Origin of the sequence: Streptomyces sp. NPDC007991, assembly GCF_042958445.1 — a bacterium.
GTDB lineage: Bacteria > Actinomycetota > Actinomycetes > Streptomycetales > Streptomycetaceae > Streptomyces.
Window position 1 is genome coordinate 757069 of the sequence record NZ_JBIBJD010000001.1, and the last position, 20714, is coordinate 777782.

Below are 20714 nucleotides of genomic sequence, written 5' to 3' on the forward strand. Positions count from 1 at the left end.
TGAACCACCTTCCCGAGCCGCCGGCCGTGCGCGACGTCCGGTCGCGCCGCGCGGCTCTCCGCCTGCCGCTCCCGAGTACCCGGCCTGACCGAAGGCAGCGCTCCCCACCGGCACGGATACTCCCCGGGTTCTCGGCAGGGACGTCCAGGGAGGTTCGTCGCCCGTCCGGCGGAGGAGGCTGGACGACGATGACACCGGCGTGACCGCAGGGCCCGAGGCACCCGGTCCTAGGGACGGTGAAGCGTCCAGCACGCCTCGCGGACCACGGGCTGCTCGTCCTTGTCGAAGTCGGCGCTGCCCCTGTTGTTGCTGTGGCGTGGATCACGGCGGCTGGATTGAGTCGGCCACCGGGGGCGGCTCCGTACCCTCCCGTGACCCGTGAGATCCGGACTGCGAGGATGAGGCGCCATGACCGTTGGGTGGTGTTCTCGCACGCTCAGGGCCGCGGTGTTCGCGGCCGTCTGTGTGCTGCTCGCCGCCCTGGGGCACGTCATGACGACGGGGACCGCGGTGCCCTGGTGGGCCTTGGCCGCCGGGGCGGTGGTGACCGGTGGCACAGCCTGGCAGCTGGCCGGCCGGGAACGCGGGCCGGTCCCGGTCGGCGCCTTCACGGTCGCCGCCCAGGCTGTACTCCACACGTCGTTCTCGTTCGCCCAGGCGCTCGCGCACCCGGAGCCGACCGGCAGCACGTCGCTCGTCCAGCAGTGGCTGGGCTACCTGCTGTGCGGTGCCCCCTCGGGGCCGGGCGCGGAGCATGACGCCATGGCGACGTCCATGGGCTCCATGGACCACGGCATGGGTGCCATGCACTCCTCGGGGTCGATGGACCACATGGGGGCCACGCATCCCCTGGATCACGGCATGGGAGGCATGTCCTCGACCGGCATGCTCGCCGCCCACCTGCTGGCCGCCCTGCTGTGCGGCCTGTGGCTCGCCCACGGCGAGCGCGCCGCGTTCCGCGTCCTGCGGGCTCTCGTCGGCCGGCTCGTCGCTCCGCTGCGCCTGATCCTGCGGCTGCCCGTGCCGCCGCACCGGCCACGCGTCCGCGCCCGCCGGGGCGATGCGGAGCGCGGGCCGCGGCAGTTCCTTCCCACCCACGCGATCACTTCTCGGGGTCCGCCCAGGGGGACCGCTGTCGCCTGACGACAGCCGGCGTCCCGAGGCCGGGCACGGAGACGACGAACGGTCGGCTCCCCGCCTCGGGCATCGGCCGCGGCACACCCGCGCCCGGCCGTTCACCCCCTCACTCCTCCACCGGTACCGCCGTGCCGCTCGCACTGCTGAGTGCGCGCCGGCCCGGACACCGGCCCCTGGATTCCCGAGATGGAGAGACACCAGGTGCTCACTCCTGCCCTGTCCCTGTCCGCGACGCGCGAAGAACCGGAAGACGGGCCGAGGGACGACTCGGTCACGGCCTGGGCACTGGCCGCCCGCAGCGGCGACCCCGGCGCCGTCGACCTCTTCGTCCGTGCCCTGCACCGAGACGTCCGCCGTTACGTGACGTTCCTCGGAGCCGACCGCCAGAGCGCCGACGACCTGACCCAGGAGACGTTCCTGCGCGCCCTGGGCAGCCTGCACCGGTTCGAAGGCCGCTCCTCGGCCCGCACCTGGCTGCTGTCCATCGCCCGCCGCGCGGTGATCGACAGCATCCGCTACAGCTCCACCCGCCCGCGCCTGGCGGACACCGACGACTGGCAGTCGGCCGCCGAACGTGCCCAGCCGCGCGGTCTGCCCGGCTTCGACGACCGCATCGCCCTCGCCGAGCTGCTGGACACGCTCCCGGACGACCGCCGCGAGGCATTCGTCCTCACCCAGCTCGTGGGCCTGCCCTACGCGGAGGCAGCCGGTGTCAGCGGCTGCCCGGTGGGGACGGTGCGCTCACGGGTCGCCCGTGCCCGCACCGCGCTGATCGAGTGCCTGGACGATGCCGAACGCGGCGCGCCGGTGCCCGCCGCTGCCTGACCGCGCGTACGCCGCTGCCGCCCGGCCCCGGCCCGGGCGGCAGCGACCCGGTTCACCTAGGGCCTGTTGCGAAAGTGCCGCCTGCCGCGCGACGCCCGGCACGCACTCTCGCCGCACCGGCCGAAAGCCCGAGTACGCCCAGTACGAGGGCTTCCGGCCGGCACGCCGAGAGCACGCACCGGACGCCGCGCGGCCGCCCTTCGGGCGACGACGCCACTTTCGCAACAGGCCCTAGCTGCGGAGCGACCAGGCCCGCACGAGGCACGCCCCTTGGGGCGCCCGACGAGAGAAGTGATGCTGCGGGGTGTGCTCTTGAATCAGGGCGGGAGCGTGCACGAGCGCCGGCGGCGCGTTGTCATCGTCGCCTACGACGACGCGCAGATCCTCGACATCGCCTGTCCCAGCGGCGCCTTGGACATCGCCAACCGGTACGGCGCACAGCCGCCCTACGCCGTCGAACTGGGCACCCTCGGCCGCCGGGCTGCCCGCAGCTCGGCCGGGATCGCGCTGGCGGCCGGGCAGAGCCTGGAGGCGGTCACGGGACACCTGGACACGCTGATCGTCGTGGGCGGCATCGGCTGCGAAGACGCGGCGGCGGACCAGCGCTTGCTGGGCCAGGTGCGCCGGCTGGCCGCACACAGCCGGCGTGTGGCCTCCGTCTGCACCGGCGCGTATGTACTGGCCGCCGCCGGACTGCTCGACCACAGACGGGTGACGACCCACTGGGGATGGGCAGGCCGGCTCGCCGAGCGCCATCCGGCCGTGGCAGTGGACGCAAGTCCCCTCTACATCCGCGACGGCAACGTCTACACCTCGGCCGGGGTCACCAGCGCCCTCGACCTGACGCTGGCCCTGATCGAGGACGACCACGGTCCGACACTCGCCCGGACCGTCGCCCGCGAACTGGTCACTCATCTGCACCGGCCCGCCGACCAGGCCCAGATCTCCATGTTCCTCGCCGCACCACCGCCACAAGACCGGCTGGTACGCGACCTGATGGGCCATATCGCCGGCCATCTGGCCGAGGACATCAGCCCCGCCGCCCTGGCGGCCCGGGCGGGGGTCAGCCCCCGGCACCTGACCCGCCTGTTCACCGCGCACCTCGGTACCACTCCTGCGCGGGCCGTACGCGCGGCCCGCACCGAAGCGGCGGCGCACCTCGTACGGTCCAGCGCACTGTCCATGGCGGCGATCGCCCGGCGCTGCGGTTTCCGGTCGGCACAGACGCTGCGGCAGGCGTTCCTCGACCACTACGGGGTCACGGGGGACATCCTTCGCAGGATGCCGGACATGCCACCCCCACAGGCCGCAGCGAGACAGAAGACTCCTGGCCCATGAGCCAATCCACGACACGCAGAAACGTCCTGCGCGGTAGCGCGGCCACCGCCGTGCTCGCGGCCACGGCCGCAGCCGCCCCTACCGAAGCGGCGCACGCCGCCCCGCTCGGCGGCGGCACGGGCCCGAACATCGGCATCCTGCTGTACGACGGTTACAGCCTGCTGGACCCCACCGGCCCGGCCGAGGTCCTGTCGCGGCTGCCGGACGCGACCGTGACCATGATCGCCGAGAAACGCGGAGCCGTCCGCACGGACACCGCGGACGTGGCCGTGGTCGCCGAGCGCTCCATCACCGAGGTCGACCGTCTCGACGTGCTCCTCGTGCCGGGCGGGGGCAACCGAGGCACCGTCGGGGCGATGAACAACCAGGCGCTGCTGCGCTGGATCCGCATGATCCACCGCCACACCCGGTGGACGACCTCGGTCTGCACCGGCAGCATCGTCCTCGCCGCGGCCGGCCTGCTGGACGGCCGGGAGGCGACGACCTACTGGGCCTCCGCCGACTACCTCCGGTCCACCTTCGACGTCACCTACCTGCCGCAGCGCTACGTACGCTCCGGAAAGATCATCACCTCGGCCGGCGTGTCGGCGGGAGTGGACATGGCCCTGTACCTCGCGTCCCTGATCGCGGACGACGAGACAGCGAAGGCCATCCAACTCGCCGTCGAATACGACCCCCAACCCCCCTTCGACTCCGGGAGCGCCGCCGAGGCCAGTCCGCAACTGAAGGAGCGCGCGCTGCAGTTGCTCGCCGCGTCACAGGTCCCGTAGGCGTCGAAGCGTTCCCTCCCCGGATGCGGCGTAAGGATTCCGTCATCAGGCAGGGGGTGCAGCCGGGTCGCCGGGCTCCGTTGAATGGGAGAGCAACGGGAAAGTCTCAGGAGGCGAGTGGGGATGGGGCGCGTGCGCAAGGCATTGACGGGGCCGTTGGCTGTCGCGGTGCTGGTGGTGGTGGTCGGCGGCGTCGGCTTCGGGCTGTACTGGTTCCAGCCGTGGAAGCTGTGGCAGGACGAGACCGTCCAGGAGGCGCTGCCCGGGGTGGTGGAGAACTCCGCTCCTCCTGCCGCGGCGCCCTCGGACGAGCCCTCCGAGCGGCCCTCCCCGGCCGCCGGCCCGCAGACGCTGGCCAGTGGTGAACTGATCAGCCACGAGCACGCGACATCGGGCACGGTGAAGCTCGTACGGCTGGCCGACGGATCCCATGTCCTCCGGCTGGAGAACCTGAACACCAGCAACGGACCGGACCTGCGCGTCTGGCTGACCGACGCGCCGGTGAAGCAGGGGCAGGCAGGGTGGCATGTGTTCGACGACGGGAAGTACGTCAGCCTCGGCAAACTGAAGGGCAACAAGGGAAGTCAGAACTACGCCCTGCCCGCTGAGGTGGATCCGTCGGGCTACGGCAGCGTGACCATCTGGTGCGACCGTTTCGACGTGTCGTTCGGCGCCGCCGAGCTCGCCCGGGTCTGACGGCGGCCCTGACCGGGACTCAGCCCAGGGCGTCGAGGGCGGCCAGGATGTCGGTGGGTTCGGCGCGCCGGGTGTAGTCCGCGTCGACGAAGGCCCAGCGGATGACGCCCTCCCGGTCGATGACATAGGTGGCGGGCAGCGGCAGGGTGCGGGCGTGGCCGCCGTTGACGCGCTGGAGGTCGAAGCCGAGCCGGTCGTAGACGGCCGCGAGGTCGTCGGGGAGGTCGAAGGCGAGGCCGTACTGCTTGGCGGTGTCGGAGCCGACGTCGCTGAGGACGCTGAAGGCGAGCCGGTGCTTGTCGGCCAGGGAGAGGGATTCGTCGGGTATCTGCGGGGAGACGGCGGCGAGGGCGGCGCCGCGTGCGCTGATCTCGGCGTGGTGCTGCTGGAGGGCGCGCAGGGCGATGTTGCAGTACGGGCACCAGGCGCCACGGTAGAACGTCAGGACGACGGGGCCGGCCGCGAGCAGACCGGCAAGGCTCACGGACTCGCCGGTCGCGGAGGGAAGGCGGAAGCGGGGGGCCTGCGCGCCGACGGTCAGTGCGCGGTCGGCGTGACCGGAGTCGGCGAGCTCCTGGCCGGCCCGCCGCATGATCTGCCGTATCTCGGCGGGGATCTGCTGTTGGCGGGCTGTGTAGAAGGCGTGCAGCTCGGCGTCGAGGGTCATCGGAAGGTTCCTCCTGGGTCGTCGGCCGTCCGTGCGCCGCACCATCATCTTGGAACGGCCGTTTCAAGATAGCGGGCGGCGAGGTATCTTGGAACCCTCATTTCAAGATGCTGAGGACTGCGACATGCCGGACGTCAAACACTTCGATCCGGACACGGCCCTGGACACGGTGATGCGCCTGTTCTGGCGCCAGGGCGTGGCCGCGACCGGGATCCAGGACATCGTGACGGCGACCGGCCTGAACCGCTCCAGCCTCTACGCCACCTTCGGCGGCAAGCAGGAGCTGTACCGCGCCGCGCTGCGACGGTACGTGGGGCAGCGCTCCGAGCCGGCGTTCAGCCGCCTGGCCGGAGACGGCCGTGGCCTGCCCGCTGTCCACGACTTCTTCGCCTCGCTGATCGAGGCGCGCTGCTCCGGTGCGTACGCCCGCTGGGGCTGCATGGTCTCCAACGCGCACGCCGGGGGCGAGAACAGTGACCCCGAGGTCCGGGCTGCCCTCGACCGGCACCACCAGCGGCTGCGGGAGGCGCTGCGCACGGCGCTCGTCACCGCCGAGGACGAGGGGCAGCTCAAACCCGGTACCGATGCCGGGGCTGTGGCCGAGGCTCTGGTCCTGCTCGCCTACGGCGTGAATCTGCGCTCCCGTGCGGGCGCTGATGCCCGTGAGCTGACAAGGACCGTGACCGGGGCCCTTGAGGCGCTCGGGGCGGCGTAGCCGGGCCGTCCGGTCATGCCGTATCAGCGGGCGCGGCGGAACACCGGAGCCGCCCGGTTTCCGGGACCTCGTTCTGGTGGCCGGGGGCGATGCACAGCAGTCGGCCGTCCTTGGTGGTGAGCAGGACGGTACGGTCGCCGACACGGGAGATGAGCGCCCGCTCCACCTGCCGGGGCACTGAGCCGCCCTCTTCGTAGGCGGCGGGGCCCTGCGCGACGGCGACCGCACAGGCGTGGGACAGGCGCAGGCCGAAGCGCTCGGCACGTTCGGCGAGGCGGCCGAGGTCGCTGCGGCCGTAGAGGAGGTCGTCGATGAACTCCCGGCGGGCGGCCTGTTCCTGGCGCACGGCGACGAGTTGGGCCCGTTCACAGCCCTCGGTGAAGGCGTCGACGACCTGCTGCACGGCGGCAAGCGCGCCGTCGGCGGAGCCGGGCGAACCGGGCCAGGCCGTGCGGGCAGCGGCCAGATGCGCGCTGACGAGGGCGCGCAGCCCGTGGCCTGCCTCGGCGGCCCGCTCGCCCAGGGCGCGGCGTTCCCGGTCTGTCAGGTCGCCCCCCGGATTCCCGACGCGCCCGTGACGGTCTTTTAACGGCAACCGGCATGCAGACCCTAGTGAACACTGCCGGGAACCGGCAATGCGCGGCCGGGATCGCATCGTGCAGCATGGGGCGCGGGGAGCACGGCGGATGGCCCCGGTGCCGGACACCGGCAGGTGCCGGCACCGGGGCCCGGAACGGGCGTGCGCCGTCGAAGACGACTGATGCGCGCCGCGTGCGGAGAGGGGCGACGGGGAGATGCGGACATTTCTGGCAGCGGCCACGGGCCTGCCCACGATCCCGCTGACCGCTGCGCTCGTCGTGGTCGTCTGCTTCTGGCTCCTGGCCGCCGTGGGCGTTGCCGACGTCGACAGCTTCGACACGGACGTGGACCTGCGGGCGTGGCGTCTGAGTGGGGTGCCCGTGGCGGTCGCCTTCTCGGTGCTGACGCTGCTCGCCTGGTCCTTGAGCGTGGGGGCGGCGGTGGTGCTTGATGTGTTGGCGCCTCCGGCACCTGCCGGCGGACTGCTGCGCCTCGTCGTCCCGGTGGGAGCGCTGCTCGTCGCCTGGGGCATGACCTGCCTGATCGTACGACCGTTGCACCGACTCTTCCCGGATGAACCCGCGCTGCCCGGGCCGAGCGAATCTCGCACGGGCGATGACGCCGGACCGCTGGATGCCGGCGGCCCCGGTCCCCGCGGGAGCGCATCGTCCGACACCGCGCTCCGGGCAGGGGACCGCGCCGCCTGAGCGGCAACGCCGCCGGATCTCACCGCGCACCTCTCTCACGCTCAACTCCCATGAACGACACCGAGCCGGCCGCGCTGATCGACGACCACTACACGGCCGAGGCCCAGACCCTCACCACCGGAGCCGAGGCCAACCCGCTCAAGCTCGCCGAGCTCCGTGACACGCTCACCGCCGAACATGGGCTGCTCGCCGACGGGGTCGCGGCGGTTGAATACCGGTCTTCGTAGCCTCACCTGATGTGCCGCTACACTGCGCCCGGCACGGACACACCACCAACTGGCCGAAAGCGAACGGGGAACGGCATGGCTACCGGGGGATGGCGGCCGGGAAACGGCCCGGGTCAGCCTGGCGGCAACCCACCGGGAGGGCAGGGCGGCTGGGGCGCTCCCTACGGAGCACCGCAGGGCGGCCCGTACGGTCCGCCACCACCGCATCCGGGCCCGTACCCGAACCAGCCTCCGTACCCCTACGGCCCCCAGCCCACGAGGCCCGCCGCCCGGCGCCGCCGCGGCTGCCTGTCGTTCGGCTCCCGCTTCGGGCTCGTCGGCGCGATCCTGCGCTCCGCGCACCGCGTTGCCACCAGGCTCTTCCGGCAGGAGGGTGAGGGCCGGATCGAGGACCGCACCGTCGACCGCGTGCAGCTGGCCCGCACGGTGCTCGGTGCCGCCGCCACCATCGGCCTGATCCTGGCCTACAACGTGGATCCGAACCGCTGGGAGGACGCGGCGTGGGGCGGTGCCGCCCAACTCATCCTCGCCCCGTTCGTGCTGATCATCGCCGCGCCCCTGGTCATCATGGGATTCATCAACTACGCGCCCCCGCACCTGCGGCCGCAGCTGCGCTCCCGGCTGCGCGCTCCGCTCAAGGCGGTCGGCTGGTACGTGCTGACGTTGGTCGTGATGGGCGGATTCCTCTTCGCGGTCGGCCGGGTCGTCGACGCCGACGACGGGAAGGACTGGTGGGAGTACGCACTGGCCGTCGCCGCGCTGGTCGTGATCGTGTGGGGTGTTCCCTTCTTCTTCCTGGCGTCGCTGTACTCGGCCCGCAGTGCCTTCAACAGCGCCCAGGTCCACCCGATGCTGCCGCCGGTCCTCACCCTGACGCTGGTGTGGGTGTTCGCGGCCTTCAGCCTGATCGGCGACGGCATGCCGGGAGGCCCGCCGATCGTCCAGTTCTGCTCCACGTTGGGCGGGCCGCTGTCGGTGACCGCTGTCTCGCTGTGGGAACTGCGGCGGATGAGGACCCGCTTCGGCGTCACCCTGCGCGGCTGACCCGGCTTCGGCGGGCCCCGATGAGTCTGACCGGAGCCCCTTAGGGGACCGGTGGGGTGCGGTTCAGGGCGGTTCCCGGATCCCCAGCTGCCTCTGGCCCGGGATCGTCGAGGCATGAGGAAGACGAATGCACTGAGGAGCACGAACGCGATCGTCGCGACCGGGCAGGGTGAGGCAGGGGCAACCGGGCGCTGGGCGGGACGATCCAAGGGGAGTCGCACCCTCAAGCGGGTCCTGGTCGCCCTCGGCACGGTGGTGACCGTGGTGATTGCCCTCGTCGGCGGGGGGTTCGCGTGGCTGTGGACCGGTGCCGACGTCAGCACGGTCGGAAAGGGCTCCTTCACCAACGAGCTCGTCATCCCCTCGCTCGCCGAACCCACTCGGGTCAAGGCGAACGGCACCAAGGTCTTCGACCTCGACATGAGAGCCGGTGAAAGGGAGTTCAGGCCGGGCAAGCCCACCAGGACCTGGGGCTTCAACGGCGCCTACCTCGGCCCGACCCTGCGTGCCGAGCGTGGTGACAAGGTGGAGGTGAGGGTGCGCAACTCACTCGACGAGCCGTCGACCGTGCACTGGCACGGCATGCACCTGCCCGCGCGGATGGACGGCGGCCCGCACCAGATGGTCGACCCGGGCGGCGTATGGAGCCCGCACTGGACCATCGACCAGCCCGCCGCCACCCTCTGGTACCACCCGCATCCACACGGCCGGACGGAAAGGCACGTGCAGCGCGGCCTCGCCGGGATGTTCCTCGTCGACGACAAGAAGTCCTCCTCCCTTCCGCTGCCGAAGAGGTACGGCGTTGACGACCTGCCCGTCATCGTCCAGGACGTGAAGTTCGATGGCGCTCAGTTCGACTACCAGCACGGCCTGATGCAGAGCGTCGGATTCCTCGGCGACCGCACCATGGTCAACGGCACCCTCGACCCCTACCGGGAGGTCCGTGACGAACTGGTGCGGCTGCGGCTGCTCAACGCCTCGACGGCCCGGGTGTACTCCTTCGGCTTCGACGACAACCGGCGTTATGCGCAGATAGCGACCGACGGCGGACTCCTCGAACGCCCCGTGCAGACCGACCGTCTGCAGTTGTCGCCGGGAGAGCGCGCCGAGATCGTCGTACGAGTACGACCCGGCGAGCGCACCACCCTCCGCAGTTTTCCGCAGGACTACGGGGACGCCTGGAACACCCGCTTCGGCGGGGGCGACGACTCCTTCGACATCCTGCAGCTCCGGGCCGCGGCGACGCTACGCCCCTCGCCCGCGCTACCGAAGCGGCTGGGGGCGCTGGAGGTGCCTGACGGTTCGGACGCCACACGCGCCCGCTTCTTCGAACTGAAGAAGTCCGGGATCAACGGACGGAAGATGGCCATGGACCGGGTGGACGAGACGATCACCCGGGGCGTCACCGAGACCTGGACCGTCCGCAACAACAACGGCATGCCGCACAACTTCCACGTACACGACGTGCAGTTCCGCGTACTGGAGGTGAACGGAAGGACGCCGCCGCCGCAGCTGCGGGGCCGCAAAGACACGGTTTTCCTGCCGAACGGTACGACGATGAAGCTCGCGATGCGCTTCGACGGCCCGGCCGACCCGAACACCCCGTACATGTACCACTGCCATCTCCTCTCCCACGAGGACCAGGGCATGATGGGGCAGTTCGTCGTGGTTGAGGAGGGCGCGAAGCCCGGACAACCGGCCGGCAGTGCACAGCACACACACGAGGGGGGCAGCTCCGGACCGTCGAATGGAACGGCTGGTCGCTGAGACGGTGTGCCGATCTGGAACAGCGGTCGCGTCAGACTCTCCCCAGGGACTCTGGCGGCGGGCGACGAATCCAGCGAGTGCCGTTGGGCTCTTGGCAGGGCGGCGCGGACGCGGAGGCAATGAGTCTTACGGAAGCCTTACGCGGCCGTATCGGATGCCATCGCGGGCCTACGCTCGCAGACGTGTTGACCATCCGAAGCATCGCCCTCGTCACTGCCGCCCCTCTCCTGCTGGCTGCGGCGGGCATCGCGCATCCGCACGGGCTGTCCCGGTCGACAGCCTCGGACTGGACACAGCTGCACATCGCACTGCTGCCGGTCTTTCCGCTGCTCACGGTCGGTCTCCTGGTCCCTTTGCGGCAGCGGCCCCGACTCGGCCTCGCGGGCTTCGCCACCGTCGTGGCCTGGGTGGGCACCTTCGTCTACGCGGCCTTCTACACCGGCCTCGACGCGGTCGCCGGCATCGCTGCCGGAACCGCTGTCGAGCACGCCGGCGAGACAGCGAGCCTCGGGCCGGTCAAGCGCCCGCTCTACGAGACGGGCGAGGCGCTCGGGCAGGCCGGCGCCTACGCCCTCATCGGCGCCATCGCGGCCACGGCGGTCGCGCTGCTCCCGAAGCACGGCGCCCGAATACTTCCCGGCACGTTGGTGCTCCTCGCGGCCGGCTGGTCCTTCCTCGACAGCCATATCTTCTGGCCACGCGGCGTATGGACGATGCTCGGCTTCGCCCTGGGCTTCGCGCTGCTCCACTGGGGGGCCGCAAGCAGCGCACCCACCGGCGGGGCCGGCGTGCGTCCCCGCCACCGAACAGGCGAGGACGGGATGGGCGGATGACCCGCCCGCCGCATCGGACACAGGCCGCTCCGCTGCCCGCCGTCATGCCGAACAGGTGCCGGATGTGCCGTCGCCACCGCCATGACCCGAGACCGGCGAACGCCGCGTCCGGGCGCTCGACGAGCGCGGCGACCCTCTCGGCGTGCTCCCGCTGGGTGGCGGTGCCGACGATGCGGCCGTCGCGGTGGAGCCGCAGCTGGTGTGCGGCCGGGTCGTACCTGGCGGCGACGTGAGTCCACCGACCCCTGGCGGCCGGCTGGTCCTGGGCTCCCTCGACCTCGATCAGGTCGGTGCGAAGCCGAGTTGGAAGACGATCCGGCCTGGGGCTTGCCGTCGATGCCGTGCCCGTAGGCGTGGGGGGCGATCCACGCGTCGATGGCGAGGCCCTGGGCGGGGGCCGGCTTGCCGGGGCCCTTGGCGGTGACGACGCGGACGACCGTGCCGCCGGGCTCGTCGAAGTCCCAGCGGGCGGTGGGACTTCGGGGGCCTCGCCTGGATGGTGCGCGGCCGGTCTGACGCCCTGCCAAATCGGTTTAGGAGAGACGGCTCGGCATCGTTCGCGCCCCACCCCTGCCAACGCACGGGCTCATGCATGCCGATGTGTACCCGGGGGTGACAAACGAGCCAGCCTTCCCTCTCGGCTTCGGCGATTTGGAGGGCCTGCTCGACGTGGAACACCGGCTGGGGCGGTGCGATGGCGTCGAGGTCGTCTTCGTCGGGTTCGGGGTCGTGGGGCATCAGGCGGCGAGGGTGAAGTCGTCGGGGTCGAGGGTGACGCCGAGGTGGTGGGCTTGACCTGCTGAGAGGTCGGTTGCGGGCACGAGGCCGCCGGGTAGCGGGACGCGGTCAGCCGCGTCATCGCATGCGATAAACCCGGCGACATCGGCGATCACCCCCGGGATACTGGTCGCCCATGGATGGAGTCAAAGTCGTCGTCGCCCATTCCGAGCGCGCGACCCTGCGCGTCGGCGATGTGTTTTTGAAGGTGGACGCCGATCAGGCGCGCATCGACGTCGAGGTCGAGGCGATGTCCCTCGCGCCGGTCCCAACCCCGCAGGTCCTGTGGCGCAAGCCGCCCGTGCTCGCGACCGCCGCACTCCCAGGGACGACGCTTGGACGCCTCGGCGGGCCGTCGACCGGGTCGCCGACGGCATGGGCCGCGGCGGGCGCCGCCATCCGGAAGTTGCACGAGGCGCCGCTGCCACCCCGGCCCGGCCGGGCCGGCCGGAGCATCGTCTCGCTGGTGGCGGAACTCGACGACGAGTGCGAGTGGCTCGTGACGAACGGCGTCCTGCCCGCGGACCTGGTCACCCGCAACCGCCAGGTCGCCGAGGCCGCGCTCCGGCCGTGGACTCCGGCGTTCACGCACGGCGACCTGCAGATCGCGCACGTCTTCGTCGACGGCGACGAGGTCACGGGCATCATCGACTGGTCCGAGGCGGGCCAGGGTGATGCCGTGTACGACCTCGCCACCTTCACGCTCGGACACGAGGAGCACCTCGACGACGTCATCGCCGGCTACGGCACCGACGTCGACCTCGACGTGATCCACGCGTGGTGGTCACTGCGAAGCCTGCTGATAGTTCGCTCGCTGATCGAGCACGGCTTCGACCCCTTCGCGCCAGGCTGTGAGGTCGACGTGCTGAGATCCCGGATGTGAGGCCGTGCGGACCTGACTGCTACGGAATGCGTTGTGACGCATCGAGCAGGCCATCCCCTGGGCGATCGCCTGCCCTTACTCTCAACAAAGTGCGGTGCGCAGTCGTCGCCGGCAGATGACGGCGCAGCCGAGGGTGACGAACGCGTGGTGGATGTCGTCGCGGATCTCCCAGCGGATGCGCAGGCGGCGGAACCAGTGCAGCAGCGCGATCGCTCCTTCCACGACCCAGCGGTGCACCCCCAGACCGGAGCCGTGCCCGGTGCCGCGCCGGGCGAGGCGCGGGGTGATCTGATGGTGCTTCGAGCCGGCTCGGCCCCGGTCGACCGGCGTGCCAGGAACGGCGCGCCCTGCGAGCCGAGACCGAGGAGTTGCTTCTCCACCTTGTGGGCCAGCGCCAGGGCCCCAGGCCCATCGGACCGGCACACGAGGCCGACGACTGCGGACATCGCCTGACCGTCCAGGAGGAGGCTGCCCACCCAGGCGTTCTGGTCCAGGGGATGGCGTTCCAGAAGCGCTCGCGCTTCTTCGGTATCCCCGATCGTGGCGAGGGCCTCCGCTATCACGTAGATGAACCGGCTGGACTCGGCGGGGTCCGGCGTGCCGCTGACGGCAGCTCTCAGGAGATCCGTAGCGCGTGCGGGGTCGTCGGCGGTGTGTGCCGCACCCACAGTGGATGCCGCCAGCGTGCGGACCAGGCGGCTTTCGACGGCGCCGAGAAGCTGCTCGGCGTCGGCACTGTCGCCGGTGGCAGTGAGCCCGATCACGAGCTCACCGAGACACAGGTCCCTGCTCCGCCAGGACTTGTCGCGCTCGGCTTGGGCGGCCACCTGCTCGGCCTCCGCCACCAGGGCCATCGCCTGGTCCGGGGCGTGTACCGCGAGACGGTCGGCGAGTGCGGCCAGTCCCTCGGCCGCCAGCCATGGATGAGCGTCGGCCGTTGCCCGGATCGCCGAGAGCAGTTCCTCCGCGCCCAGGACAGCTTCCGGGACGTCCACGACGGGCGCGGCGAACGCGTGGCGGGGCAGCGGGCCGAACGGCCGCAGCTCTTCCCTGCACTCCCACACGCGTACGGTCGCGTCCCACGCCTTGACCAGGCGGCCCTTGCCGGCCTGGGCGAGCGCGATCGCAAACCACCCCTGGTCCGTCAGAGCCGCGAAATCCCCGAACGGTTCCAGGATGCGCCGGGCACGCAGCATCAGGTCTTCCGCAGCATCTGCGTCACCGCTGTGGGCCAGGGCACGCACGGCGTCGATGACCAGGCGTTCGCACTCCAGGAGTCCGCCGGGCCTCACGTCCAGGAGGGAGGCTTCGGCGTCCCGTAACGCCTGCCGCGCGAGGCCGACCGCCACGCGCGGGCGGGCGGTGCCGAGGGCCATGGCGGCGTGAGCAGGTACACCCGGCTCGTCCCGGTGCACCGTCGTGCACAGCCCGATGCGGTCGTGTATGCGGACCAAGTACCGCGCGTCCGCGTCTGCACACGTCCTGGCGAGATCGGCCAGCGCGCGGATCGCCGGGACGGGAAGGAGCTCCGCGGCTTCGTCTGTCGCGTCTGCCAGCAGCCGCATGCCGCTGGATGCTCAGCTTGGCGGAGTCGACGGTGTCAGGCCGGCTCGTCGTCGGCAGGGGCCCACTCTTCGCGGTATCCCGGGCGATCGGAGTAGGCGGTTGCTGCGAGGACCCGCAGCGACCAATCGATGCTGTGGCGGTCGTGGTCCTGGGTAGCGGTGTGTTCCGGGTCGCGCCAGGCGGCGAGCAAGTCGCGGCGCATGGCGATGGTGCGGGCCGGTGAGTAGAGCGCGGCAAGCGGGTTGTCGGGGGACAGCCCTTCGGGAAGCCATGACATGGGTGGCTGGTCTGCGGCTGCCACTTCGTCGGCGTCGACCTGCTCGCGCAGCCAGGTGATCAGTTCGGCAGTCATACCCTGCATGATCTCCCATGCCGATTGCGGTGTGTCGCTCAGATCCCGCCCGCGACGCCGTCGGCTTCGCAGTCGCAGGAGGCGAGGGCATGCGCACCTGGTACGAGGAGCTCGATGACCGCTGGTCGCGCGCCCTCAATCGCCTGCGATCCGTGCGCAATTCACTCGCCCACGGTGGTCCTGCCACACCAGGGGCGGCTGCGTCGGTAGCACCACTCGCCCACTTCCTGGCGGGCACCGGTCTGATGGACAGCCTCAGCGCGCTCCTCGAAGGCGAGTCTCAGGCACTCGCGCACGCCAAGAGGCGCGACCGCAGAGCGATGACTCTCCGGCGTTTCTGCAAGCGAGACGTTCCAAGCAGAGTGACGACACCCGCCGGTTCAGCGTTTGACGTCGCAGGACCGCCTCGTCGCAGCGTCCCAAACAATGGCAAATCGACATACAGGTTGAAGGAGCGCTGGATATCAGATCATCCTTGCCGCCATGAGTCTCGTCTCCACCTCCTTCGATGTGCCCGACATGGGCGACTACGCACACGACTGGGCCTTGGTCGATGTGGAGACGTCGGGTCTCATGGCCCGGCGAGATCGCGTGCTGTCCGTCGCGGTGATCACGATCGGCCCCGACGGCGAGCAGACCGGGGAGTTCTCGACACTGCTCGATCCGGGGTGTGATCCGGGACCGGTGGAGGTGCACGGGCTGACCGTTGAGCGACTGCAGGGTGCGCCGACGTTCGACCAGGTCGCGGGGCGGATCGGGGCGATGCTTCAGGACCGGGTGCTGGTCGCCCACAACGCCCAGTTCGACTACGACTTCCTGGCCTACGAGTTCGCCCGTGCGCGGATGTGGCTGCCGGTGTCGCAGCGGCTGTGCACTCTGGCTCTGAATCGCCAGGTGGATCCGCCGACGGACGACATGAAGCTCGGCACCCTCGCCGCCCATTACGGCGTCCCCCAGCAGCGTGCTCACGATGCGCTGGACGACACTCGTGTCCTGGCCGGGATCCTGCGGGCGTCACTGCGCGAGGCAGCGCGGCTCGATCTGCCCCTGCCGCTCGTGACCTGCCCGCCCCGGGCAGAGTCGCAGTTCACACCGAAGCCGCCAAAGACTCCCTGCGCCTACCGCAATCCGGGACGGCTGACTCCCGGCGAACCCCTCCAGCAGGGGATGAAGGTCGCGATCACCGGTGAGACCGCCCATGCCCGGGCGGAGCTGGTGGGGCGGGCGGTCGCCGCCGGGCTGAACATGATGACCTCCGTGAGCCGGCACACCAGCGTACTGGTCACCAATGAACCGGCGTCCGGTTCGGCAAAGGCCCGACGCGCACTCGCCGAAGGCGTTCCGGTCATCGACGAGCACACCTTCCTGCGACTGCTGGCCGACGTACGACCGGGCACAGCGCATGAGGCGAAAGCCGTCGCTGCCACCCCGGCGGCCGAGCCGGAAACAGAACCCGTCGTCGGCCCTGTGGAGTTGGCGCCCACCACGACCTCTGCCGTACCCGTCCCGGAGACCGTAGCCCTCCCCACGGCCGCGCCCGGTGTGGGGGTACCCGCTCCGCGTCGACCAGCGCCCTCCATCGGCACCTTGGTCACGCCTCTGGCCGGGCGTCGCGTGCTGGTGCTCGGCGGTGCCCATGCCGATGCCGCGGCGGCCCGTACCCGCATCGTCGAGCTGGGCGGGTCCGCGGCGGTCAACCTGTCCGCCAGCGTCACCGACGTCGTACTCCTGGAGGGAGGGCTGGGCGACCGGCGCATGAGCCGCATCACCGCCCTCGAACTCCCCGTGCACGACCTCCACTGGCTCACCGCTCCGGCCGCCACCGCCCCGGTCGCGTCGGCCCTCCGGACTCAGGAGCCGCACGTGATGCCGAGAGGCGGTGTCATCGACCTGCCCATGCCGCACGGCAGCCCCGCGCCGGAGTGGTACGTCACCGCCGGCTGGGCCCCGCAGTCCGGCTACGAGATCGACGTCGTCGCCTTCCTCCTCGACGAGGACGAACAGGTCACCTTCGACGAGGACTTCATCTTCTACGGCGCTCCCGAGAGCCCCGCCGGAACCGTGCGACTGCTGACCGGCGGCCCTGCCGAACAGACCATCGCCCTCAACCTGGCCTCCCTGCCGCCCGCGACGCGCAAGGTCGTCGTCGCCGCGGCCATCGACGGCACCGCCACCTTCGGGACGGTCGGTGCGATCCAGATCGGTGCCGCCCCCGGTAGTAGCGGGGCACCGCTCGCTCGGGCAACCCTGGACGCCGCCACCACCGAACGCACCATGCTGCTCGCGGAGGTCTACCGCAGAGGTCCGATGTGGCGCCTTCGAGCCGTCGGCCAGGGCTACGACCACGGTCTCGACGCCCTCGCACGCAGATACGGCGTCGACATCGCTGACTGAACGCCGGTGCCGGAGACGAAGGTCCGTGCCTCTCCTGGATCTGGTTCAGGCCCGGCGACGAGGTGAGGGCGTGGATCCAGGCTTGGGCACTGGCATGCTCGGGGCCGTCGGTGGAACCGTGCGTGCCTCGTCGGCCCGGTCCTGGCGGCGATGCTGTGGCACCTGGCCATGGGCATCGAACTGCGCAACCGCAGCCCGCACTCCGCCTCCCGCAGCCTGACCGCCGTCCTGGTCCGGCAGGCACGCGAACGCCTGCCGGCCCGCCTGGGGATCGCGGACCGGGACGCGGACGCCGAACGGATCATCCGCGAGCGCGCCCTCGACCGGGCCGTCACCCTGATCCGCCGGGCAGAGGCCATGAAGCCACAGAAGCGCGCCAAGCGGCCGGCGCCTCATCCGCCGCCTGCACCAAGCGCTGGAGCAGGCCGACGGCGACCGCGACGACGGGCCCGCGCAACGGTACCGACACGGCGAATCCGCAGGTCAGCGGCCATTCGGCCACCAAAGCGCCGTCGCTTCCCAAGCTGAGAGCGCGAGTTCGATTCTCGTCACCCGCTCCATGATCAAGGCCCAGGTCAGCGACCTGGGCCTTTTTGCATGTTACGCCGGGTCGATGCGGGAGACGCTGCCACGCAGATCGAGCACGTACAGTTCGCCATTGCCTCCCTGTACGAACGAGGCGACCCGGCCGCCGTCGACTCCGAGGTTGCTCACGCCGGTCACCTTGCCGTTCTCCATCTGCAGAGCACGAACGGTGCCGTCGCAGTAGTCGCTGAACACGTACTGGCCCTTGAGGTCCGGGATCGCCTCGCCTCGGTATACGTATCCGCCGGTCACCGAGCAGCCCAGCCCGTTGCGGTCGTACTCGTGGATCGGCGGCACGTGGTTCGCGGGCTCCGTGCCGCCCCGGAAGGGATGGTTGCCCTCCATCTGGGACCAGCCGTAGTTCTCGCCGCCCTTGCTGGTTGCCGGGGCCCAGTCGATCTCCTCCCAGGCGCTCTGGCCGACGTCCCCGATCAGCAGGTCGCCCGTGCCTGCGTCGAAGGAGAACCGCCACGGATTGCGCAACCCGTACGCCCAGATCTCGTCCTTCGCGTTCGGGTCGTCCACGAACGGGTTGCCCGGCGGGATCGCGTACGGCTTGCCGCCGCTCGGGTCGATCCGCAGTAGTTTGCCGAGCAGCGTGTCGAGGTTCTGCCCGTTGCCGTGCGGGTCGCCGCCCGAGCCGCCGTCGCCGAGCGCGATGTAGAGGTATCCGTCGGGGCCGAACGCGATGTCGCCGCCGTTGTGGTTGGCGTAGGGCTGTGTCTGGGTGAGGACGGTGCGCCGGGTGTCCGGCTGGATCTTGCCGTCCCGCACGGCGAACTCGTCCACGGTGCTGGTGCCTTCGCGGTTCGTGAACGAGATGTAGAAGTGCGCGAACTCCTTGTCGAACGCGACGCCCAGCAGGCCGCGTTCGCCGTCGGCGGTGGTCTCGCCGGATATGTCGAGGACGGGCTCGCCGAGCCCCTCATCGTCCAAAACCCTTACCTTGCCTGCGCGTTCGGCTATCCAGACCGTGCCACCCGGACCGGCGGCGCCGGCGGTTGGATTCTGGGCCGTGGCCACTTTCTTGAGCACGACCTTCGCTGCCTGACGTGGGGCGTTGAACTCGCCGGCAGACGCCGTGGTCAAAGCGAGGGAAGCGACGAGGCAGAGGGTGCCGATGAGCGCCGAGCTTCTGGTGCGAACTTTCACCGTGATCCTCCTGGAGGCGGCGAACGGGGGAGATCACCCGGCTGCTAGGGGCAGAGATAGGTGGGTGTCGTCCACACCCGCACGCAAACCTGGGGGGTGGGGGGTTTGGTGCGCTACTGGCCACAGGTGAGGCTACCCGGACAGGGGTTGTTGAAATAGACCACACTCCGCCACCCATTTACCGCCGCTCCGCTTTCCGTCGCGCCCTCCGCCTCCCCGTTCCCCGTAGCGGCGATGGAGGCGGCGGCCGACGGCGAGCCAGGACATGGTCCGTTCGATGGTCCAACGATGTCGGCCGAGTCCCTGACCTGCGCCGCGGGAACCGGCCGGCCCGATGCGTCGTCGATTACCGACGTGACTGAAGTGACCCCCACCCTGCCCGATGACCACAAAGAACTGATCTCCGACCTCTGCGGGATCGTCAGCGACTACCCCTACGGGAGCCCGGCGGCGACTCTCGGCCTGCTAGCCGACGACGCGGCGGACGCGCTCGACCGCATCGGCACCCCGCAGGGGCGCCGGGAACGGACCGGGTACACGATCCTGCTCCACACCACGTGCTGGTACGTCGCCGCACGCGTCTTCAGCAAGTCCCTCTTCGCGTCGTACACGCAAGCCCTGGAAGGGCTGCGGGCCACGCTCGACCCGGCGTCCTGCACCTGCCCGGCCGGAGCCCACCCCACGGACGTGGACGATGAGTACGGCGTCGAGGCCGGGGTGAGCATGCTGTCCGAGGCCGGCCGTGCCGTGTTCGCTGAGGAGTACGGGCTGGAGGGCGAGGAGCTGGCGGTGTTCGACTGCGAGGCGTTCCTCGCCGGCCTCGCCGACGGGGCCGCCGACCGCATGCGCGAGGCCCACGAGGAGCTCTTCGGCAGTGTGGACGTCTCCCACCTCGACGCGCGGTTCCTCCGGGACGACGGCGGGATCGACATCGTCGCCCTGCAGGAGGCGATCCGGCGTTCCTGGGAGAACAACACCGGCCCCGTCGCGCTGTGGTCCGCCCGCCGCTGGCTGGCCGGGCAGGTGCGTGACGAGGAACGGATCGGCCTGTTCCTGTCCCTGTGGATGGGCATCGCCCAGACCTACGAGGGCCTGCCCCCCTCCTACGCCCGCGTTCTGGTCGCGGCCCTGGACACCATCGGCCCGGACGCCTCGTGTGAGCACCCCCAGCACCCCTGGTCCGCGACCACGCACGTGGACTCCCGGTATGAGGCGGTGGTGCATCTGTACGCGCCCGAGGACCACCCGGACACTCCGGTGCCCGTCGAGCTCTCGGCCCGCGAACTGTGGGAATGCCCGGCGCACTACGCCGAGCTGGCACGCCGTGCGCGGGAGGTCGTCCAGCAGTGGCGTCACATGCGCGGCGGCGAGGAGGAGGACTGGGGGTGATGCGGTGCTGGCGGCGATCGTGTTCGTAGCGACGGCGGGCTGCACGTGCCAGCAACTCCCCGCAGCGTCGTTCGGGCAGTGGGAGGCGGCGCCGAAGGACGGCTTCCATGTGCTGCGGTACACCTACGCCTCGATCATGCTGGAGGCGGGGGAGTCCGTGGTGACGCTGGCATGATGGCTCGGGCACTCGTCCCCGGCTGTCACGCTTGGTTACTATGCTCACTTCATGCCGGAGGCCGGAAGCAAGGGGCGCACCGCCATTGACGGACTGGATGCCAGCCGAAACTCCCCAGATGCTCCCCAGGGTTGAA

General features: G+C 70.8%; 19 protein-coding genes and 4 pseudogenes. 17 read left to right on the forward strand and 6 right to left on the reverse strand.

Features of this window, described 5'->3' with window-relative positions; all coding sequences use genetic code 11:
- Window positions 1-408 precede the first annotated feature (408 nt).
- From ACFZDA_RS03225 to ACFZDA_RS03245, 5 genes are all read left to right on the forward strand, one after another.
- Window positions 409-1143 (forward strand): hypothetical protein, encoded by a 735-nt coding sequence (locus ACFZDA_RS03225; protein ID WP_391074023.1) that lies wholly within the window; start codon window positions 409-411, stop codon window positions 1141-1143.
- A gap of 195 nt (window positions 1144-1338) precedes the next feature.
- Window positions 1339-1962, forward strand: coding sequence for a sigma-70 family RNA polymerase sigma factor (locus ACFZDA_RS03230; protein ID WP_391074582.1), 624 nt, complete (start codon window positions 1339-1341; stop codon window positions 1960-1962).
- Between the two features lie 306 nt (window positions 1963-2268).
- Window positions 2269-3300 carry a DJ-1/PfpI family protein gene (locus ACFZDA_RS03235; RefSeq protein WP_391074026.1) on the forward strand — a complete coding sequence of 344 codons (1032 nt, stop codon included), beginning with the start codon at window positions 2269-2271 and terminating at the stop codon, window positions 3298-3300.
- Window positions 3297-4070: a DJ-1/PfpI family protein gene (locus tag ACFZDA_RS03240; RefSeq protein ID WP_391074029.1), complete on the forward strand. Its 774-nt coding sequence runs from the start codon at window positions 3297-3299 to the stop codon at window positions 4068-4070. Before ACFZDA_RS03235 ends, ACFZDA_RS03240 begins: the two co-directional genes overlap by 4 nt.
- A 123-nt stretch (window positions 4071-4193) precedes the next feature.
- Window positions 4194-4766 carry a DM13 domain-containing protein gene (locus tag ACFZDA_RS03245; RefSeq protein ID WP_391074032.1) on the forward strand — a complete coding sequence of 191 codons (573 nt, stop codon included), beginning with the start codon at window positions 4194-4196 and terminating at the stop codon, window positions 4764-4766.
- A gap of 19 nt (window positions 4767-4785) precedes the next feature.
- On the opposite strand, the gene ACFZDA_RS03250 is transcribed toward ACFZDA_RS03245, so the two are convergent.
- Complete coding sequence (locus ACFZDA_RS03250) at window positions 4786-5433, reverse strand: redoxin domain-containing protein (RefSeq protein ID WP_391074035.1); 648 nt, start codon at window positions 5431-5433, stop codon at window positions 4786-4788.
- A 124-nt stretch (window positions 5434-5557) separates the two neighbouring features.
- Between ACFZDA_RS03250 and ACFZDA_RS03255 the strand changes: the two genes are divergently transcribed.
- Entirely contained in the window at window positions 5558-6148 is a 591-nt protein-coding gene (locus tag ACFZDA_RS03255; RefSeq protein ID WP_391074038.1) for a TetR family transcriptional regulator C-terminal domain-containing protein, read from the forward strand.
- Window positions 6149-6212: 64 nt separating this feature from the next.
- Here ACFZDA_RS03255 and ACFZDA_RS03260 read toward each other — a convergent pair.
- Window positions 6213-6680, reverse strand: a pseudogene (locus ACFZDA_RS03260) (PucR family transcriptional regulator); the annotation flags it as partial.
- A gap of 262 nt (window positions 6681-6942) precedes the next feature.
- Between ACFZDA_RS03260 and ACFZDA_RS03265 the strand changes: the two are divergent.
- The 5 genes from ACFZDA_RS03265 to ACFZDA_RS03285 all read left to right on the forward strand — a co-directional run bounded on the left by ACFZDA_RS03265 (window position 6943) and on the right by ACFZDA_RS03285 (window position 11305).
- Entirely contained in the window at window positions 6943-7434 is a 492-nt protein-coding gene (locus ACFZDA_RS03265) for a hypothetical protein (RefSeq protein WP_391074041.1), read from the forward strand.
- Window positions 7435-7484: 50 nt separating this feature from the next.
- Entirely contained in the window at window positions 7485-7661 is a 177-nt protein-coding gene (locus tag ACFZDA_RS03270) for a hypothetical protein (protein WP_391074044.1), read from the forward strand.
- A 75-nt stretch (window positions 7662-7736) separates the two neighbouring features.
- Window positions 7737-8705 (forward strand): hypothetical protein, encoded by a 969-nt coding sequence (locus ACFZDA_RS03275; RefSeq protein WP_391074047.1) that lies wholly within the window; start codon window positions 7737-7739, stop codon window positions 8703-8705.
- A gap of 114 nt (window positions 8706-8819) precedes the next feature.
- Window positions 8820-10472, forward strand: coding sequence for a multicopper oxidase domain-containing protein (locus ACFZDA_RS03280; protein WP_391074050.1), 1653 nt, complete (start codon window positions 8820-8822; stop codon window positions 10470-10472).
- 182 nt (window positions 10473-10654) lie between these two features.
- Window positions 10655-11305, forward strand: a complete 651-nt coding sequence (locus ACFZDA_RS03285; protein ID WP_391074053.1) for a hypothetical protein — start codon at window positions 10655-10657, stop codon at window positions 11303-11305.
- Between the two features lie 737 nt (window positions 11306-12042).
- On the opposite strand, the gene ACFZDA_RS03290 is transcribed toward ACFZDA_RS03285, so the two are convergent.
- Window positions 12043-12198: a hypothetical protein gene (locus tag ACFZDA_RS03290; RefSeq protein ID WP_391074056.1), complete on the reverse strand. Its 156-nt coding sequence runs from the start codon at window positions 12196-12198 to the stop codon at window positions 12043-12045.
- A gap of 20 nt (window positions 12199-12218) precedes the next feature.
- Here ACFZDA_RS03290 and ACFZDA_RS03295 point away from each other — a divergent pair, with 20 nt between their 5' ends.
- A complete protein-coding gene (locus ACFZDA_RS03295; RefSeq protein ID WP_391074059.1) occupies window positions 12219-12965 on the forward strand; it encodes a phosphotransferase in 747 nt (248 codons plus the stop codon).
- 81 nt (window positions 12966-13046) lie between these two features.
- Here ACFZDA_RS03295 and ACFZDA_RS03300 read toward each other — a convergent pair.
- A pseudogene (locus ACFZDA_RS03300) lies at window positions 13047-13313 on the reverse strand (IS5/IS1182 family transposase); the annotation flags it as partial.
- 149 nt (window positions 13314-13462) lie between these two features.
- Here ACFZDA_RS03300 and ACFZDA_RS03305 point away from each other — a divergent pair.
- Window positions 13463-14287 carry a hypothetical protein gene (locus tag ACFZDA_RS03305; RefSeq protein ID WP_391074061.1) on the forward strand — a complete coding sequence of 275 codons (825 nt, stop codon included), beginning with the start codon at window positions 13463-13465 and terminating at the stop codon, window positions 14285-14287.
- A gap of 278 nt (window positions 14288-14565) precedes the next feature.
- Here the strand turns inward: ACFZDA_RS03305 and ACFZDA_RS03310 are convergent, their stop codons facing one another.
- Entirely contained in the window at window positions 14566-14883 is a 318-nt protein-coding gene (locus ACFZDA_RS03310; RefSeq protein WP_391074064.1) for a DUF6221 family protein, read from the reverse strand.
- A 483-nt stretch (window positions 14884-15366) separates the two neighbouring features.
- On the opposite strand from ACFZDA_RS03310, the gene ACFZDA_RS03315 reads away from it, so the two are divergent.
- Together ACFZDA_RS03315 and ACFZDA_RS03320 are read left to right on the forward strand one after the other, a co-directional pair.
- A complete protein-coding gene (locus tag ACFZDA_RS03315; protein ID WP_391074067.1) occupies window positions 15367-17277 on the forward strand; it encodes a DEDDh family exonuclease in 1911 nt (636 codons plus the stop codon).
- Between the two features lie 100 nt (window positions 17278-17377).
- Window positions 17378-17719: pseudogene (locus ACFZDA_RS03320) on the forward strand (hypothetical protein); the annotation flags it as partial.
- 158 nt (window positions 17720-17877) lie between these two features.
- Here the strand turns inward: ACFZDA_RS03320 and ACFZDA_RS03325 are convergent.
- A complete protein-coding gene (locus ACFZDA_RS03325) occupies window positions 17878-19014 on the reverse strand; it encodes a PQQ-dependent sugar dehydrogenase (RefSeq protein WP_391074070.1) in 1137 nt (378 codons plus the stop codon).
- Between the two features lie 354 nt (window positions 19015-19368).
- Here ACFZDA_RS03325 and ACFZDA_RS03330 point away from each other — a divergent pair, with 354 nt between their 5' ends.
- Window positions 19369-20403, forward strand: a complete 1035-nt coding sequence (locus ACFZDA_RS03330) for a hypothetical protein (RefSeq protein ID WP_391074073.1) — start codon at window positions 19369-19371, stop codon at window positions 20401-20403.
- Window positions 20404-20473: 70 nt separating this feature from the next.
- Window positions 20474-20713 (forward strand): annotated as a pseudogene (locus ACFZDA_RS03335) (site-specific integrase); the annotation flags it as partial.
- Between the last annotated feature and the right edge of the window lies 1 nt (window position 20714).

Coding starts and splice junctions, on each gene's coding strand:
- ACFZDA_RS03310 (WP_391074064.1), bottom strand. CDS start 14,883: ATGACTGCCGAACTGATCACCTGGCTGCGCGAGCAGGTCGACGCCGAC.
- ACFZDA_RS03315 (WP_391074067.1), top strand. CDS start 15,367: ATGAGTCTCGTCTCCACCTCCTTCGATGTGCCCGACATGGGCGACTAC.
- ACFZDA_RS03265 (WP_391074041.1), top strand. CDS start 6,943: ATGCGGACATTTCTGGCAGCGGCCACGGGCCTGCCCACGATCCCGCTG.
- ACFZDA_RS03225 (WP_391074023.1), top strand. CDS start 409: ATGACCGTTGGGTGGTGTTCTCGCACGCTCAGGGCCGCGGTGTTCGCG.
- ACFZDA_RS03295 (WP_391074059.1), top strand. CDS start 12,219: ATGGATGGAGTCAAAGTCGTCGTCGCCCATTCCGAGCGCGCGACCCTG.
- ACFZDA_RS03280 (WP_391074050.1), top strand. CDS start 8,820: ATGAGGAAGACGAATGCACTGAGGAGCACGAACGCGATCGTCGCGACC.
- ACFZDA_RS03255 (WP_391074038.1), top strand. CDS start 5,558: ATGCCGGACGTCAAACACTTCGATCCGGACACGGCCCTGGACACGGTG.
- ACFZDA_RS03245 (WP_391074032.1), top strand. CDS start 4,194: ATGGGGCGCGTGCGCAAGGCATTGACGGGGCCGTTGGCTGTCGCGGTG.
- ACFZDA_RS03275 (WP_391074047.1), top strand. CDS start 7,737: ATGGCTACCGGGGGATGGCGGCCGGGAAACGGCCCGGGTCAGCCTGGC.
- ACFZDA_RS03250 (WP_391074035.1), bottom strand. CDS start 5,433: ATGACCCTCGACGCCGAGCTGCACGCCTTCTACACAGCCCGCCAACAG.
- ACFZDA_RS03305 (WP_391074061.1), top strand. CDS start 13,463: ATGGCGTTCCAGAAGCGCTCGCGCTTCTTCGGTATCCCCGATCGTGGC.
- ACFZDA_RS03270 (WP_391074044.1), top strand. CDS start 7,485: ATGAACGACACCGAGCCGGCCGCGCTGATCGACGACCACTACACGGCC.
- ACFZDA_RS03240 (WP_391074029.1), top strand. CDS start 3,297: ATGAGCCAATCCACGACACGCAGAAACGTCCTGCGCGGTAGCGCGGCC.